The following is a 14180-nucleotide window of genomic DNA, read 5'->3' on the forward strand; positions in this document are numbered from 1 at the left end:
TTCCCCCCATCATGGAACGTATTGCCATTTACGCCCTGACGCGGCAGGGGCTGGACATTGCCGCGCGACTCGTCCCGGAACTGAATGCCGAGGTCGAGGTGTTTGCTCCAAGCCGCATGGCCTCGGAATCCGTGCGCGGATTCGACACGTTGGCCCGGGCCGTGGCCGACAACTTCACCCGGTTCGACGGGCATGTGTTCATTGCGGCTGCGGGCATCGTGGTGCGGACCATTGCCCCGCTGCTCAAATCCAAGGACGTTGATCCGGCCGTGGTGGTCATGGATCAGGTCGGCAGGTTCGCGGTGAGCCTGATTTCCGGGCATCTGGGCGGAGCCAACGAACTGGCCGGGACCTGCGCCCGGGCAACGAACGGGCAGGCCGTGATCACCACGGCCACGGACAGTGCGGGGCTGCCGTCGCTGGACATGCTCGCCAAACAGGCCGGGCTGGTCATCGGCAATCCGGGGCGGGTCAAGGCCGTGAATGGTGCCCTGCTGGACGGCAAGGTCGTGCAGGTGTTCGACCCGGCACGGTGTCTGGACGCGGACGACGCGCGGTTCTTCCGTCGCGTGCGCCGATTCGAATGGACTGCGGGCGAACCCGGGGTGTGGGTGTCGTGGGAAACCGGCTGCCCGGACCCGGATGCGCTGCGTCTGTACCCGCCCGTACTCATGCTCGGAGTGGGATGCCGCAGGGATGTGCCCGCGGCCGACATTCTGGCGCACATCCGCAACGTGCTGGACGCGGCCGGGCTGGCCGAACAATCCGTGGCCGGGCTGGGGTCCATCGAGGCCAAGCGCGACGAGCCCGGACTGCTGGAAGCCGCCCGCGAAATGGGCGTTGCCCCGACATTTTTCGACAAGGAAACACTGGACTCGGTTCAGGCTCCGAATCCGTCCGGCGCGGTCATGCGCAACATGGGCGTGGGGTCCGTGTCCGAGGCCTCGGCCCTGCTGCTTGCCGGGAGCCGGGAGCTGCTGGTGGAAAAGACCAAGACCCGAACCGTCACCCTGGCCGTGGCAAGGAGAAGGACATGCTGAGTGCCGTGAGCCTTGGGCCGGGAAGTCCGGACCTGCTCGCCCCTCTGGCGCGCACCGTGCTGGAGCGCGCCGACGTGATTGTGGGATACGGGAAATACATTGAACTGGTGCCGTCCGAACTGCTTGAGGGAAAGGAGGTCTTTTCCACGGGCATGATGGGCGAGGTGGAACGTTCGCAAAAGGCCGTGGAGCATGCGCGGCAGGGCAGACGCGTGGCCGTGGTGTGCAGCGGGGACGCGGGCATCTACGCCATGGCCGGACTGCTTCTGGAGATTCTGGAAGCCGAGGACCTGCTTGATTCCGTGCCGTTCGAGGTGGTGCCCGGCATTCCCGCGTTCAATGCGGCGGCGGCTTTGCTCGGTGCGCCCCTGATGCATGATTTCGCCTGCGTGAGCCTGAGCGACCTGCTCACTCCGTGGGAGGTGATCGAGAAGCGCGTTCGGCTTGCTGCCGAGGCGGATTTCGTGATCGCCATCTACAATCCGCGTTCGCGGAAGCGGGCCGACCATCTGGAAACCGCGCTGAACGCGATCCGGGAGCATCGCGGGCCGGACACGCCGGTTGGTGTGGTGCGCAACGCGTATCGCGAGGGACAGGAGGTTTTTTCCTGCACGCTGGGCACGCTCGATCCAGGGCGCGTGGACATGCTGACCGTGCTCGTGGTGGGCAACTCGGCCACCCGCGCTGTTGGCGGAAAAATCCTTACCCCGCGCGGGTATCACGCCAAATACGATTTGTCGCGGTAGTGGTGAAATGCACCAGAAGACCCTTGGCAAAGGCGCGGATTTCGAGTAAAAACCAATTCTCCATGCTGGCATGCCAGCTTGACAGGGCGGGGTGACTCATTTATCCCGCTATGGTAGAGAGTGTGATATTCTTTTTTTGCAACAGGAGGAACGAGGAGCATGAAAAAGTCTTTTCTGATCAGCCTCATGGTGGCCGCTCTGGTCTGCGCTTTCGCGCTGCCCAACGTGATGGCCGGCAAAGAGGTTCCCGCTGACATGGTGCTGAAGGCCCCCGAGGGCATGAAGGCCAAGAAAACCCCGGTGCAGTTTTCCCACGGAAAGCACTCCGCCGAGTACAAGATCGACTGTATGACCTGCCATCACAAGGCCAAGTCGGAAGCCGACATCAAGGGTTGCGCCGTTGCCGGCTGCCACGATCAGCCCGGCAAGAAGGAAGCCAACACCTTCTACGCTGCCTACCACAGCAAGAAGAGTGATGCTTCCTGCGTGGCTTGCCACAAGAAGATGAAGAAGGGACCCAAGTCCTGCAAGGAATGCCATCCCAAGAACAAATAGTGCTTCGGATGAATGCAAGGGGGGGGGCTGATCCGATCGGCTCCCCCGTTTTTCTCTCACCCCTTTCCCGGTTCGGAGGTTTGCCATGACTCCTGACGACAAGGTCGATGTGAACGGCGTTTTCGGTGAAAACGTGGATGCCGAGGCTGTCGACGCGGATTTCGAGCAGGAATTGGAAGACCTTTTTTCCGAGGACCTGGAAGAGGAAGCCGCGGCGCCCGATCAAGACCCCATAGTGCTCGACGAATTCGTCACCGTGGAGGAGGACGGAAACGTGGAGGACGGCGACCTGATTCTCGGGGACGCGGACATGGATGCGTCCGGCGAATCCGGGGATGAGGAACTGCTGGTTCTGGATGAACTGGTCGAGGAGGCGGGCGAAGAGCCTGCCGAAGCCGATGATGGCGAGGACCTGCTGGTTCTGGACGAGTTGGCCGAAGAGGACGCGGAGGAACCGTTTGTGCTTGATGAACCTGTCCAGCCTGCCGAGGAAGGGGATGAGGACGATCTCCTGATTCTTGACGAGGCTCTGGATCAGGTGGGAGAACAGGCGGCCCCGGACCTTGATGAGGTCGAAGCACTGGTCGAGGACCTTGCCGAGCCGGAATCCGAGGAACCTCTGGAACTCGAGTCCGACGAGGACGCCCTTGTTCTGGACGACTTGCTCGAAGAGGTCGCCCCTGCCGAAGACGCGGAGGCGGACGAGCTCGACGCCGGTCTGGACGATCTGCTGGAACAGACGGAAATCGTTTCCGAGCCCGAGCCAGCATCCGAGCCGGAACCGGAACCCGTGGCCGAGGTTGATTCCCAAGAGCCGGAACAACCCGAGACCATGCCTGAAATCGAAATTTCCGCCGAGGAACCCGGGGAGTCAATCGAGGTTGACCAGCCCGAGGAACCTGTGCTTTCCATGGATGATCTCGGCGACCTCGAGGACCTTGAAAGCATCGAGGAACTCGAGACTCTGGAAGTGGAGGAAGTTTCCGCTGTTGTGCCGGAAGAGGCCGAAGCCCCTGTCGAGGAGCCCGCATCGGTCGAATCCGCTGCCGGGGAATCTGCTGTTGCCGAGGCCGGAGACGTTGCGGACGCAATGGATGATCTGGCCATGGAAACGCTCATGGCGGAACAGGCCGTGGAACCCGGTGAGGTTGTCGAGCCCGAAACGGCCCCCGAGTCTGCGGAAGAGCCGGAACCGGAAGCTGCGGAAATCGGCGAAGCCGAGATCGAGCTTGAGGATGCATTCCTGGAACAGGACGTCGACGAAGGCATGGATGCGGACGGGCTGTTCGATGAAGGCGGGCCCGACCTTGGTCCGGCCATCGAAGGTGTCGAGCAGGACGAGATCGGTGGACTCGCCGGGCTGGAAAAGCTCGATGATGACGAGGACATGGATGACATGGACAGCCTGCTCGACAACGTGGAAGTCGATGTGTCCGATCTCATGGAGGAAGGACAGGAGCCCGAGGCCGTCCCGGAATCCGGGGTGGACGAGGTGGACGCCGAACTTGCCGGGCTGCTTGATGAGGAGTCCATGCCGCCGGAGGTTGGTGTGGACGTTTCCGACGATGTGGATGTGGATCGGCTGCTGGCCGATGTGTGTCCCGGGGAATCGGTTGGCGAACCGTCCGCCGAGGTCGCGGAGCTGCGGGAGCAGGTCGCGTCCCTGGAGGCGCGGGTTTCGGAGCTGGAATCCATGCTGCGCGAGGAGATCGCCCGGATCGTGCCTGCCGAGGCTGCCCGGATCATTCGCGAGGAAATCGAGGCCCTCGCCCAGGAGCTGGACGACTGATTCCGAGCTGAACGCCGAACGCACTTCCAAGAGAATATTTTGAGACCGGGACGATGCAAGGCGCATTGTCCCGGTTTTTTGTCATGCTTTCTGCGGTTGATTGTGGAGATGGAGAGAAAGGAGAGGGAACGCGATGAGTCTTGGAGTGAGTGACAGACGACCTTTGGTGGCGCAGTCGGAAATTCGGGCCATGAGCATTGAATGTGCTCGCGTCGGCGGTATCAATCTGGCTCAGGGCGTGTGCGATCTGCCCGTGCCCGGTCCGGTTCTGGACGGGGCCAAACAGGGCATGGATCAGGGCCGAAACATCTATACCCGATTCGACGGACTTCATCCCCTGCGCCGGGCCATTGCGGACAAGGTGCGCCGCGATTCCGGCATGGACGTCGACCCGGAAGGCCAGATCGTGGTGTCGGCAGGGGCTACGGGCGCATTCTACTGCGCATGTCTTGCCCTGCTCGATCCCGGCGACGAGGTCGTGGTGTTCGAGCCATATTACGGCTACCACGTCGTGACCATGCGCGCCCTCGGCATTCGGCCCGTGTTCGTTCCCCTTGCCCAGCCGGACTGGACCTTTACCGCGTCCGATCTGGAAAACGCCGTGACCGATCGCACGCGTGCCCTGATTCTGAACACACCGGCCAATCCCTGCGGCAAGGTCTTTACCCGGTCCGAACTGGAACTCATTGCGGATTTTGCCGAGTCGCACGATCTGTTCGTGTTCACGGACGAAATCTACGAGCATTTCCTTTATGACGGTCGCGAGCATGTGGCCCCGGCAACCCTGCCCGGCATGGCCCGGCGCACCATTGCCATTTCCGGGTTCTCCAAGGTGTTTGCCATTACGGGCTGGCGGCTCGGCTATGCCGTGTGCGATCCGGAATGGGCGTTGCCCATCGGCCATTTCAACGATCTCGTCTACGTCTGCGCCCCGGCTCCGCTCCAGATGGGCGCGGCTGCCGGACTGAATGAACTCGGGCCGGACTACTATGCGTCCGTGGCGCGCGAGCATCAGAAAAAGCGTGATCTGTTCTGCGCCGTGCTGTGCGAGATCGGGTTGACTCCGCATGTGCCGCAGGGCGCCTACTATACGCTGGCCGACATATCCTCCCTGCCCGGAGACACGGCCAAGGCCCGGGCCATGCATCTGCTGGAAACCACCGGCGTGGCCTGCGTGCCGGGAAACGCCTTTTACGAGGGAAGTCAGGGCGAACATCTGGCCCGGTTCTGCTTTGCCAAGAAAATGGATGTGCTGAAACAGGCGTGCGACAACCTGAGGAGGTTGAATCGTGGATAAGCATACTCGCAAGGAGTTCAAGGCCCGCGCCCTGAACGAGATCGAAAATCTGCGGCAGGAAATCCCGAGACTCAAGGAACAGCTCAAGCCCGTGGCACCGGACAATGCCATCGGCAGGCTGTCGCGCATGGACACCATCGTGAATCAGTCCGTGGTCGAAGTTCAGCTCGGCAAGGCGCGCACGCGGTTGCTGCGGCTTGAAGAGGCCGTGCGTCGGGCCGAGGATGATCCGGATTTCGGGTTGTGCGAAGACTGCGGCGAGCCCATCCCGTTGGCACGGCTCATGGCCATGCCCGAAACCGCGCTGTGCGTGCATTGTGCCGAGTAGGGATGCCTTCGGCGACCCTCCCGGGGGGCTGGGCGCTGCCCAGACCCGCCAAGGAGCAAGGCCCCTTGGATTCCCATTCTGTTTCAAGAATTTGGAGAGGCCGGATACATGCCCTGTCGGGACATGCATCCGGCCTCTCCAAATTCTTGAAACGGGTGGTCCGAAAGAGGAAATCGGTTTCCTTGTTTGTCCATTTCCCCTGAAATGCGTTTTTCGACAGGGCAGCTTCTTGCGGTTCCGCGAGTCACTACGCCGCCATATGATTCTTTCAAGCTCCCTCATTCCCTGCAGGCGGCGTAGAACCAAAAAGTTTTGGATTCCTAAACCTTTTTCAAAAGGTTTAGGCCGCCGGAGGCCTTCCCGGAACCACGCAGAATTCCACGGTATCGCAGACGTGCGCGGCCAGCCCTGATCCGGCCTCGCCGTAGATGTTGAAGGCGGTGTCCACCCCGGCGGCTCGCAGGGCTTCGACCTCGTCGTCGAAAAAGGCCACGGCTGCGATTTCTCCGGCATAGCCGAATTCCCGGGCCTGTCGTGCGATGAAGAGCTGGGCTTCGAGGCTGGGCAGGGTCAGGACGAGCAGCTTGAGCGTGCCGTCGGGCATGGGCAGCCGCCGCCAGAAATCCGGGTCGGCAACATCGGCCTCGATCACGCTTCGGCCCTGTTCCAGATGCGCATCCACCTTGGTTGCGCTGAAGTCGATGCCGAGGATGATGTCGCCGAAGCGTTCGCGAAAGGTGTCGTAGGCTCCGGTGCCCACGCGGCCCATGCCCACGATGCCGATCTGCCACGGGCCGCGCTCGTAGGCTTCCTCTTCGGGATGGCGCTGTCGGGTTTCCAGCCGTTTGAGCGTGTCGCGCCAACCGGAAAAGAGACGGTCTGCATTGCGGTTCAGGGGCGCGGCCGTGATGAAGGAGAGAGACAGGGCAATGGCCATGATGACCAGCCATTCGCGGTCGATCCAGCCCGCACTGGCGCTCAGGGAGCACACGATCAGACCGAACTCGCTGTAATTGGCGAGGTTGGCCGAAGTGATGAATGCGGTGCGCGCCTTGAGCCGGAAGCGGGTGAACAGGGCGAGGAATCCCGCGGCCTTGAGCGGCACGACAAGGACGAGAGCCAGTGCCATGATCCAGCCGGACGCGCCGGGCAGGCCGGACAGGCCGATATCCAGAAAGAAGCCTACAAGGAGCAGGTCCTTGATGTTCAGAAGCGAGTCCGCCATTTCCCCGGCCCGGGGATGCGGAGCAAGGAGCATGCCCATGATCAGCGCGCCGAGATCGGGCTTGAGGCCCACGGCGTCAAAGGCGGCGGCTCCGGCTGCCAGCGCAAGGAAGAAGCCGAACAGCACCTGAAGTTCACCGTGGCCCATGCGGTCCAGCAGTCGCAGGAAGACCAGCCGGGCAACGGGCAGGGCCGCGAGCAGGGCGAATGCCCAGAGGGACGGGAGCTTGCCCGTGGACGCAGTGAGAAAGAGCACGGCCACGATGTCCTGAACAATGAGCACGCCGATGGCGGTTCGTCCGTTCAGGGAGCCGGAGCGTTTGCTTTCCTCGAGGATTTTCACGGCGAACACCGTGCTGGAAAAGCTGAGTCCGAAACCGAGGACAAGGGCGGCGCGCAGGTCGAGCGAGGAGAGCAGGGTCAGGCCCGTGGTGGAGAGGGCGAAGAGTGCGCCGCCGAAGATTGCGACCGTGAAGGCCATGTGCAGGGTGGCCCCGGCCCAGACTTCGGGACGGAGCAGACTGCGAACCTTGAGTTTCAGGCCGATGGTGAACAGGAGCAGGGTCACGCCCATGTCTGAAAGAGTCTGGATCATGGGGCCGGGTTCGAATCCCAGCAGATGCAGGGCCAGCCCGGCCACGAGGTAGCCGACCAGCGGGGGCAGGTCCACACGGCTGGCCAGAAAGCCGAGGCCGAAGGCAAGGGTGATGACGATGGGGTCCATGGGGCCTCCGAATTATTCGTCCGCGTCGTCCAGTTGCGTGTCGGACACCACGCCCCGGGTGATCACGCCCACGGTCAGGGCCAGCATCACGTAGCCGAGCAGGCACTGGATGCTGGCGAGCACCTTGGCGTCGAGGGTATGGGGCGTGAGGTCGCCATAGCCCAGCGTGGTCATGGTGACCACGGTGTAATAGATTGCGTTGATGAACATTTCGCCCTGCGAGCCGAATCCGAACGGCGTGCCGGGCAGGCCGAGGGTGGAATGCAGGATGTCGAGGGTCACGTTGAGCAGGGTGAAGCCGCAGAGCATGATCATGTGGATGCGCAGGAGTTCGGCCACCTCGGACCACGAGGCGCGGCGGTGAGGCCGGAGCATGAGCGCCACGTCCCGGGTGAACTGGCGCAGGTGGATGAGAACCACGATGGACACGAGGCCGGTCAGGATCAGGATGCCGATGTCGCTGATGAGCAGCACGATGTTCAGGGAGCCGCACAGAAAACCGACCAGCAGGGCCTTGCGGCGTGCCGAGATCGAATCCGGTCCCGGTGCCGTGATGCGTCCGAGGGGTCGTCTGCGGTCGCGGTGGTGGTGGAACAGCCAGACGATTCCGGCAACGACCAGTCCGTTGAACGGGGTGAGCACCGCCTCGGTAAGCAGACGACTGCCGCCGAGCTTGTGAACGAGCCAGCCGGAATGCGGGGCCACGAAGACCATGAGCGTGACAAGTCCCGTGAAAAAACAGGGAACAAAATGCGTATAGGCGATGTCGATGAAGGAATTGCGGTGCGTTTTCATGCGAGTTCTCCCAATCAATCCGATTTATTGGCACATATCCCGGCGCGTGGCAACGCAGCGGACCGGGCAAAATCGGAACAAAGGGGGTTTCCGGGCGCGTGGAACCGGTGTATTCAGGCGCGGATATCGGCCTTGCATCAAGGCCGGGAAAGCGGCGTGGACAGGGGCTTGCCAAAACCGACAGCCTTGACTATCAGGCGAATCTGGCTTAACAGACCCCTTCTTTGCCCGCGTTGGACGGGCTTATTGCGCGTGGAAAACGAGGAAATTCCGGGAGTAACCAGAGTTGTTCGAAAGCCTTCAGGATCGACTGACAAATGCCTTCAGCAAGTTCAAGGGACAGAAGCGCCTTGATGAAAACAACGTCAAGGAAGGCTTGCGCGAAGTGCGGCTCGCACTGCTCGAGGCGGACGTCAATTTCAAGGTTGTCAAGCAGTTTACCGATGGTATCAGGGATCGCGCCCTGGGCGAGGACGTGCTCAAGGGGCTGGACCCCGGGCAGCAGGTCGTCAAGATCGTTCACGAGGAGCTGATCGAGCTTCTGGGTGGCGAACAGGTCGGCGTGGACGTTTCCGCTGATCCCCTGAAGATCATGATGGTCGGTTTGCAGGGCTCGGGCAAGACCACCACGTCGGGCAAGCTTGCCCTGTTTCTGCGCAAGAACAACGGCAAGAAGCCGTATCTGGTCCCTGCGGACGTATACCGTCCCGCAGCCATCGACCAGTTGCAGACCCTGGGCCGTCAGCTCGACGTGCCCGTGTATCCGTCCACCCCGGACATGAATCCCGTGGACATCTGCCGGAATGCGCTTCAGGACGCGCAGGAACGCGGGTGCGACCTGATTCTGTTCGACACTGCGGGTCGTCTGCACATCGACCAGCCGCTCATGGATGAGCTGGTCAACATCAAGGAGGCGTGCGCGCCTCAGGAAATTCTGTTCGTGGCCGATGCCATGACCGGTCAGGATGCCGTGACCGTTGCCGACAGCTTCAACGAGCGGCTTGACGTGACCGGCGTGGTTCTGACCAAGATGGACGGCGACGCCCGAGGCGGCGCAGCCCTGTCCATCAAGTCCGTGACCGGCAAGTCCGTCAAGTTCGTGGGCATGGGCGAAAAGTTGTCCGAACTGGAGCTCTTCCATCCGGACCGCATTGCCTCCCGCATTCTCGGCATGGGCGACATGCTCACCCTCATCGAAAAGGCGCAGACCGCCATCGACGAGGACGAGGCCAAGGACATGGCCGACAAGATGGCCAAGGCCGAATTCGACCTCGAGGACTTCCGCTCCCAGATGCGCAAGCTGAAGAAGCTGGGCAGCATGGAAGGGTTGCTCAAGATGATCCCGGGCATGGGCCAGGTCATGAAGCAGCTCGGGGACGCGTCCCTGCCCGAGGACGAGATGAATCGCACCGAGGCGATCATCAATTCCATGACCATGCACGAGCGGCGGCGTCCGGACGTGATCAACCAGAGCCGCAAGGAGCGCATTGCGCGCGGCTCGGGCGTCACGGTCAAGGACGTGAACGGACTGCTCAAGAATTTCGGCCAGATGCGCGGCGTCATGCAGCAGATGCTTGGCGGCGGCAAGGCCAAGAAAAAGAAGAAGGGGCTGTTCGGCGGCCTTCCCAAGCTGCCCGGTCTGGGCGGCGGCATGCCCGGCATGGATGCCATGCCCGGCGCGGGCGGAATGCCCGGGATGCCCGGAATGCCCGGGATGCCGGGAATGGAAGGCGGTGAGGACGCCCAGGCGCGGCGCGGATTGACCAAGAAGCAGCTCAAGGAGCGCAAGAAAAAGAAGCTTGGCAAAAAGCAGCGCCGCAAGAAAAAGAAGTAGCAGGTCGACGGGAGTCGTTCCCGAAAGATTATAATGCCTGAAACAACCGAAGAGACTTGCCTTTCAATGGGCAAAAACGTATTAACTCGAATATTGGGGGTATAGACACCATGGCTATGAAAATCAGACTCACCCGGATGGGTTCCAAGAAGCGTCCCTTCTACCGCGTCGTGGCTCTCGACAGCGCCACCCGCCGTGACGGACGCCCCATCGAATACCTTGGACACTACAATCCTATGGTGGAGCCTGCGGAAATCAAGCTCGACAGCGAAAAGATCGAGAAGTGGCTGAAACAGGGCGCCCAGCCGAGCAACACCGTTCGCTCCCTGTTGAAGAAAGCCGGGCTGTAGGCAACGCTGCACTTGCGGTCCGGGAAATTTTGGCAGCTGAAGTTCATGGCGCGATAACAGCGCCAACTGCGGAGGTACATGCGATGCTGAGAGAAATGATCGAGTACATTGCCAAGTCCCTGGTAGACAACCCGGACGAAGTGAACGTTTCCGAGGTCGAGGGCGAACAGACTTCTGTCATCGAACTGAAGGTGGCGAAAGAGGATCTGGGCAAGGTGATCGGCAAACAGGGCCGTACGGCCCGCGCCATGCGCACCCTGCTCGGAGCCGCGTCCACCAAGGCGCGCAAACGCGCCGTGCTCGAAATTCTGGAGTAGCGAACAGGAACGCAATGGCTGCCTCTCATGCCGCCGACCCATTCATTTGCGTCGGCGAGGTGGTCAAGCCGCACGGAATTCGCGGGGAGTTCTGCATCCTTTGCCATGCGGACTCCCCGACTTTTTTTGACGGGCTTGACACCATCTTTTTGCGGTCGGGCAAGGCCCGGCCAAGGGCATACGAAACGGAATCCTGGCGCAGACACAATTCCCGCGTGCTGCTGAAGCTTCGCGGCGTGGACGATCGAGACCGCGCCGAGGCGCTTCGCGGCATGGAATTGCTCGTGCGCAAGTCCGTGCTGCCCGAAATCGACGAGAGTGTGTACCTGTACGAACTGGACGGGTGCGCGGTCCTGCTCGAGGATGGATCGCCCGTGGGCGAGTTCCAGGGCTTCATCGAGGCCGGTGGACAGGAAGTCTGGATCATCCGGTCGACCGAGGGCCGGGAAATCCTGCTGCCTGCCGTGCCCGAGTTCGTGCTGGACATCGACCCGGACGAAAGGCGCATCGTGATCGCTCCGCCCGAAGGTCTGCTGGACCTCTATGCCGAGGAACAGACCGACCCCCGGGACGAGACGCAAGCCCGGCCTCGCACCGTGACCAAGGCCGGGCCGAAATCCCGATCCGGGGCTGCATCCCGGGAAAGGTCGCGGTCGAAAAAGCCTTCCGCCCCGAAACGTTCCCCCCGGAAGTAGACACATGCGCTTTCATCTTCTCAGCATATTCCCGGAATTCTTTCAGGGGCCGCTTTCCTCGGCCCTGATGGGCAAGGGCGTGGACAACGGCATCGTGTCGTTCGACTGCGTGGACCCGAGAAAATTTGCCACGGACCGCCACAACAGCGTGGACGATCGGCCCTATGGCGGCGGCCCGGGCATGGTCATGATGTGCGGCCCGCTCAAGTCGGCTCTGGATTCCATCGGGAATCCCGGGCGCATCCTCATGCTTTCCCCGCGTGGCAGGCAACTGGACCAGTCTCTGGCCCGGGAACTGGCCAGCGAACAGGACGTGACCCTGATCTGCGGACGGTACGAGGGCATAGACGAGCGGTTGCTCGACCTGTATCCGATCGAGCTGGTCAGTGTGGGCGACTTCGTGCTCAACGGTGGCGAGGCGGGCGCGCTCTGCATCGTGGAGTCCGTGTCGCGGCTGCTGCCCGAGTTCATGGGGCACGAGGAGTCCGGGGAGGAGGAAAGCTTTTCCGCCGGAATGCTCGAATATCCGCACTACACCCGCCCCGAGAGTTTCGAGGGGCTGCCCGTGCCCGATGTGCTGACCGGCGGAGATCACGCCAAGGTCGCGGATTGGCGGCGGGAACGCGCACTGGAGGCCACGCTTCGGCACAGGCCGGACATCCTGCCGCAGGCCGAACTGACCGTGGAGGACGTGGATTTTCTGCGCACGGTTTCGCGCACCCGGCTGGGGCGCAATCTGTACGTGGCGCTGATCCATTATCCGGTGCTCAATAAATTTCGTGAAAAGGTTGCCGTCTCTTTGACAAACCTTGACGTTCACGATATGTCACGCATCTCCCGCACCTTCGGATTGGGCGGGTTCTATGTCGTGACGCCGCTGGAAGACCAGAAACGGCTTGCCGGAACCCTGCTGGACTACTGGAAGACAGGGGGAGGCAGCAAGGCGAACCCGGACAGGGCGGAGGCTTTCTCCCTGACCAGTGTTCAGCACGATCTGGATGCGGTTCTTCTTGACATCGAGGCGCAAACAGGGCAATGTCCCCGGCTTGCAGCCACTTCCGCGCGGCTTGACAGAAATCGGAAGGCCAAGCCCGCGCTGACCTTCCCGCAAGTTCGGGAATGGCTTGAGTCCTCGCCGGTCCTGCTGGTTTTCGGCACCGGACACGGCCTGGCCGAAGAGGTGCTTGGCAGGACCGAAGGCGCGCTTCGCCCCTTGCGGTACCTGGACGACTACAATCACTTGTCCGTTCGCAGTGCGGTCGCGATCATCGTGGATCGACTTCTTGCGGACGAGTATTGAGAGAATATTTTCCTCAAAGGAGAATGGATATGGACATCATCAAGAAAATCGAAGCCGAACATCTTCGCATTGACATGCCCGCCTTCAAGGCCGGTGACACCGTCAAGGTGCATTACCGCATCATCGAGGGCGAAAAGGAACGCATTCAGGTCTTCCAGGGCGCTGTCCTGCGCGTGCGCAACGGCTCCACCGACTCCAGCTTCACCGTGCGGAAGATTTCCGACGGCATCGGCGTGGAGCGCATCTTCCCCATGAACAGCCCCTTCATCGACCGTGTCGAGGTTGTTTCCGAGGGCAAGGTTCGTCAGAGCCGCATCTACTACCTGCGTGGTCTGCGCGGCAAGGCTGCCCGCATCAAGTCCAAGCAGATCTGGGAATAATACGGTTTCCAAGACCGGGGAGCGTCTTCGGACGTTCCCCGGGTTTTGCGACCTCCCGGCCGCTCCGTTGATTCCACAGGGAATTGCGGAGGGCTTTTTTGTGTCTGAAGTGCGGGAATCGATTCCTCGCCCCTGTTGCCGACCCTTTCCGAGGAGTGCGCCGTGCCGCAACTGACTCTGGTGGACCCTGATCGCATCGCGCCGGACAGGATCGCGGGCGTGGACGAGGCAGGGCGCGGCTGTCTGGCCGGACCCGTGGTGGCCGGGGCGTGCATTCTGCCGGAGGAGTACGATCTGCCGGGCCTGAACGACTCCAAGCAGCTCACTGCGGCCAAACGGGAATTCCTGTACCCCCTGATCCGCGAACAGGCGGTCGCCTGGTCCCTCGGTCTTGCCTGGCCCCGGGAGATCGACGAGATCAACATTCTTCAGGCCACGTTTCGCGCCATGTCGCGTGCCGTGGCCACGCTTCGCGTTTCCCCTTCCTTTCTGCGCATCGACGGCAACAAGACCGTCCCTTCCCATGTCCTGAACATGAAGATTGCCCAGGAGTCCGTGATCGGTGGCGACGGCAAGGTGCCCGCCATTTCCGCGGCTTCGGTCCTGGCCAAGACCTTTCGGGACCGGCTCATGATTCATCTCGCCAAACGCTATCCGGGCTACGGATTTTCCCGGCACATGGGCTACGGCACACGCGACCACATGGACGCGATTGTCAGGCTCGGCCCGTGCGTCCAGCATCGCATGACGTTTCGCGGCGTGCGGCCTGAAGAGCCCGAGATCAGACAGGGCAGCCTGTTCTAGCC

15 protein-coding genes are annotated in these 14180 nt (G+C 61.9%); 13 read left to right on the top strand and 2 right to left on the bottom strand.

The window, feature by feature from the left end; genetic code table 11:
• Positions 1-11 precede the first annotated feature (11 nt).
• From MPN23_RS15115 to MPN23_RS15140, 6 genes are all read left to right on the top strand, one after another.
• Positions 12-1040 carry a cobalt-precorrin 5A hydrolase gene (locus MPN23_RS15115; RefSeq protein WP_243545032.1) on the top strand — a complete coding sequence of 343 codons (1029 nt, stop codon included), beginning with the start codon at positions 12-14 and terminating at the stop codon, positions 1038-1040.
• On the top strand, positions 1034-1786 hold the full coding sequence (cobJ, locus tag MPN23_RS15120; RefSeq protein ID WP_243545033.1) for a precorrin-3B C(17)-methyltransferase: 753 nt from the start codon (positions 1034-1036) through the stop codon (positions 1784-1786). The genes MPN23_RS15115 and cobJ overlap by 7 nt, the downstream gene beginning before the upstream one ends.
• Positions 1787-1945: 159 nt before the next feature.
• Positions 1946-2341, top strand: coding sequence for a cytochrome c3 family protein (locus tag MPN23_RS15125; protein ID WP_243545034.1), 396 nt, complete (start codon positions 1946-1948; stop codon positions 2339-2341).
• Positions 2342-2426: 85 nt separating this feature from the next.
• Positions 2427-4130 carry a hypothetical protein gene (locus MPN23_RS15130; RefSeq protein ID WP_243545035.1) on the top strand — a complete coding sequence of 568 codons (1704 nt, stop codon included), beginning with the start codon at positions 2427-2429 and terminating at the stop codon, positions 4128-4130.
• A gap of 190 nt (positions 4131-4320) precedes the next feature.
• Positions 4321-5427 (top strand): pyridoxal phosphate-dependent aminotransferase, encoded by a 1107-nt coding sequence (locus MPN23_RS15135; RefSeq protein ID WP_243545036.1) that lies wholly within the window; start codon positions 4321-4323, stop codon positions 5425-5427.
• A complete protein-coding gene (locus MPN23_RS15140; protein WP_243545037.1) occupies positions 5420-5755 on the top strand; it encodes a TraR/DksA family transcriptional regulator in 336 nt (111 codons plus the stop codon). Before MPN23_RS15135 ends, MPN23_RS15140 begins: the two co-directional genes overlap by 8 nt.
• A gap of 340 nt (positions 5756-6095) precedes the next feature.
• On the opposite strand, the gene MPN23_RS15145 is transcribed toward MPN23_RS15140, so the two are convergent.
• Both MPN23_RS15145 and MPN23_RS15150 read right to left on the bottom strand, forming a co-directional pair.
• Positions 6096-7703 carry a cation:proton antiporter family protein gene (locus MPN23_RS15145; protein ID WP_243545038.1) on the bottom strand — a complete coding sequence of 536 codons (1608 nt, stop codon included), beginning with the start codon at positions 7701-7703 and terminating at the stop codon, positions 6096-6098.
• 12 nt (positions 7704-7715) lie between these two features.
• A complete protein-coding gene (locus tag MPN23_RS15150) occupies positions 7716-8498 on the bottom strand; it encodes a potassium channel family protein (protein WP_243545039.1) in 783 nt (260 codons plus the stop codon).
• A gap of 286 nt (positions 8499-8784) precedes the next feature.
• Between MPN23_RS15150 and ffh the strand changes: the two genes are divergently transcribed.
• The 7 genes from ffh to MPN23_RS15185 all read left to right on the top strand — a co-directional run bounded on the left by ffh (position 8785) and on the right by MPN23_RS15185 (position 14178).
• Positions 8785-10332 (top strand): signal recognition particle protein, encoded by a 1548-nt coding sequence (gene ffh / locus MPN23_RS15155; RefSeq protein WP_243545040.1) that lies wholly within the window; start codon positions 8785-8787, stop codon positions 10330-10332.
• A 110-nt stretch (positions 10333-10442) separates the two neighbouring features.
• On the top strand, positions 10443-10682 hold the full coding sequence (rpsP, locus tag MPN23_RS15160) for a 30S ribosomal protein S16 (RefSeq protein ID WP_243545041.1): 240 nt from the start codon (positions 10443-10445) through the stop codon (positions 10680-10682).
• An 83-nt stretch (positions 10683-10765) separates the two neighbouring features.
• The gene (locus MPN23_RS15165; RefSeq protein WP_243545042.1) at positions 10766-10999 is read left to right on the top strand and encodes a KH domain-containing protein; all 234 of its coding nucleotides are present in this window, start codon (positions 10766-10768) and stop codon (positions 10997-10999) included.
• Positions 11000-11013: 14 nt separating this feature from the next.
• Positions 11014-11694 (top strand): ribosome maturation factor RimM, encoded by a 681-nt coding sequence (gene rimM, locus MPN23_RS15170; protein WP_243545043.1) that lies wholly within the window; start codon positions 11014-11016, stop codon positions 11692-11694.
• Positions 11695-11698: 4 nt separating this feature from the next.
• Positions 11699-12994, top strand: coding sequence for a tRNA (guanosine(37)-N1)-methyltransferase TrmD (trmD, locus tag MPN23_RS15175; RefSeq protein WP_243545044.1), 1296 nt, complete (start codon positions 11699-11701; stop codon positions 12992-12994).
• Between the two features lie 29 nt (positions 12995-13023).
• Positions 13024-13374, top strand: a complete 351-nt coding sequence (gene rplS, locus MPN23_RS15180; RefSeq protein WP_243545045.1) for a 50S ribosomal protein L19 — start codon at positions 13024-13026, stop codon at positions 13372-13374.
• A 171-nt stretch (positions 13375-13545) separates the two neighbouring features.
• Positions 13546-14178 (top strand): ribonuclease HII, encoded by a 633-nt coding sequence (locus MPN23_RS15185; RefSeq protein ID WP_424450076.1) that lies wholly within the window; start codon positions 13546-13548, stop codon positions 14176-14178.
• The last annotated feature ends 2 nt before the right edge of the window (positions 14179-14180 follow it).

Origin of the sequence: Pseudodesulfovibrio tunisiensis (assembly GCF_022809775.1) — a bacterium.
Classification (GTDB): Bacteria; Desulfobacterota; Desulfovibrionia; order Desulfovibrionales; family Desulfovibrionaceae; genus Pseudodesulfovibrio; species Pseudodesulfovibrio tunisiensis.